Origin of the sequence: Phycicoccus jejuensis (genome assembly GCF_000720925.1) — a bacterium.
GTDB lineage: Bacteria > Actinomycetota > Actinomycetes > Actinomycetales > Dermatophilaceae > Phycicoccus > Phycicoccus jejuensis.
On sequence record NZ_JOEE01000052.1, the window covers coordinates 1 to 542 of the forward strand.

General features: G+C 69.6%; 1 pseudogene. It reads right to left on the bottom strand.

What is annotated here, in order from left to right:
• Positions 1-542, bottom strand: a pseudogene (locus IG69_RS23065) (transposase); the annotation flags it as partial.

Here is a 542-nt window from a genome sequence, read left to right on the forward strand (position 1 = left end):
CATGGCGGCGTTGTCCGCGGAGGAGGCGACCCGGCCCATCGAGCCGACCATGTCGTGACGGTGCAGGGTGTGGACGTACTTCCGCGCTCGGAACTGGGACCCCCTGTCGGAGTGGACAACACAGCCGGTGACGTCACCGCGGTGGGCGGCCGCGCTGGACAGGGCGGCGACCGCGAGGTGCGACTTCATTCGCGAGTCGATCCGGGGTCCCCTCTGGGGCGTACCCGACGATGCGGTTTGAGTACACGTCCTTGACCGCGCACAGGTACAACTTCCCCTCGCCGGTCCAGTGCTCGGTGATGTCGGTCAACCACAGCTGGTTTGGGGCGTCGGCGGTGAACACGTGCCGGGTCACGCCATGCTTGTCGGTCACGGCGCAGCGGTCGTCGTGCACCGGCGGACCCGGCCGCTTGGAAGCACCCCGCTTGGGCTTGCCGAAGGCCGACCACCAGCCCTGCGGAGCGCGCGCGATCTTCAGCACCCGGCACGTCACCGTCACGGGGATCCCGTCGGCGGCCAGCTCGCGGACGAGCGGGTACATC